Here is a 1,520-nt window from a genome sequence, read left to right on the forward strand (position 1 = left end):
GCGGCCCGTGCGCCGCCCCGCCGCCGCCCGGCCGGACGTGCCGGAAGGGCTGCGCCAGCCGCTGGATACGCTGGGGCTGGAATGGCCGCTGTCGATGGACGAGTTGAAAATGCGCTACAAGGACCTGGCGCGGCGGCACCATCCCGATACGAATGGCGGCGACCGCGTGGCCGAGGAGCGGCTGAAGAGCATCAACGTGGCCTATACCGCCGTGCGTGCGCACCTGACGGCGGCGCGTGAGGCGGACCTGGAAAGAACGGCCTGACCCCATGGCCTTGCGGGCGTTCCGGTCTATAGTGGCCTGGAACGCCGAAAATATATGAGATGCGGGACGGTCCTGCGCCAGGCGCCGCCCGCCCCGCCAGCCGCGACGGATAGAACCGATGAATGACCTTGCCACCCTGACCGCCGGATCCGTTGCCGAGAACGGGGACGACCTGCCGCCGATCTCGGTCCTGTCCGCGCCCGACCGCGTCGTGTCCGCCCGCGAGACCTTCGGCATCGACAGCGACCTGGAGGTGCCGGCATTTTCGGTGCGTACCGACCATGTGCCGGATGCCGACCCGACCTATCGCTTCGATCACGATACGACGCTGGCCATCCTGGCGGGGTTTGCCTTCAACCGCCGGGTGATGATCCAGGGCTATCACGGGACCGGCAAGTCGTCGCATATCGAGCAGGTGGCGTCGCGCCTGAACTGGCCGTGCGTGCGCATCAACCTGGACAGCCATATCTCGCGCATCGACCTGATCGGCAAGGATGCGATCGTGCTGCGCGACGGCAAGCAGGTGACGGAATTCCGCGAGGGGCTGCTGCCGTGGGGGCTGCAGCATCCCTGCGCGCTGGTGTTCGACGAATATGACGCGGGCCGTCCGGACGTGATGTTCGTCATCCAGCGCGTGCTGGAGATCGAGGGCCACCTGACCTTGCTGGACCAGAACCGGGTGATCCGGCCGCATCCGTATTTCCGGCTGTTCGCCACGGCGAACACGGTCGGGCTGGGCGACACCACGGGACTGTATCACGGCACGCAGCAGATCAACCAGGGACAGATGGACCGCTGGAACATCGTCACCACGCTGAATTACCTGCCCCATGCCGAGGAAACGGCCATCGTGATGGCCAAGATGGGCGTGGACCCTCATGACGGGCCGGCGCGCAAGCGGATCGAGAGCATGGTCGCGCTGGCCGACCTGACGCGGTCGGGATTCATCGCCGGGGACATCTCGACCGTCATGTCGCCGCGGACCGTCATAAGCTGGGCGGAGAATTTCAGGATCTTCAAAGATCTGGAATTCGCCTTCCGCGTGTCGTTCCTGAACAAGTGCGACGAGGCGGAGCGCCCGACCGTGGCGGAATATTACCAGCGTTGCTTCAACGTCGACCCCACGGGGGCGGCGGCGCGTCCGCGCTGATCGGCAAGGGGGCATGCGCGAGAAGAAGGACACCGGCCGGACCGCCAGGACCGAGGCTGCCGAGCGGGCGGATGCGTTCAAGCGCGCGACGGTCGGCGCGCTGCG

The 1,520-nt window shown here is 66.7% G+C and carries 2 protein-coding genes; both read left to right on the forward strand.

Annotated features, from left to right (window positions below; all coding sequences use genetic code 11):
* On the forward strand, positions 1–265 hold a 265-nt coding region (locus HUK84_RS17795), incomplete at its 5' end, for a J domain-containing protein (protein WP_176641439.1).
* Between the two features lie 118 nt (positions 266–383).
* On the forward strand, positions 384–1,415 hold the full coding sequence (cobS, locus tag HUK84_RS17800; RefSeq protein WP_176641440.1) for a cobaltochelatase subunit CobS: 1,032 nt from the start codon (positions 384–386) through the stop codon (positions 1,413–1,415).
* Positions 1,416–1,520 lie beyond the last annotated feature (105 nt).

This window comes from Nguyenibacter vanlangensis (assembly GCF_013376155.1).
GTDB classification, from domain to species: domain Bacteria; phylum Pseudomonadota; class Alphaproteobacteria; order Acetobacterales; family Acetobacteraceae; genus Gluconacetobacter; species Gluconacetobacter vanlangensis.

Coding starts and splice junctions, on each gene's coding strand:
- cobS (WP_176641440.1), top strand. CDS start 384: ATGAATGACCTTGCCACCCTGACCGCCGGATCCGTTGCCGAGAACGGG.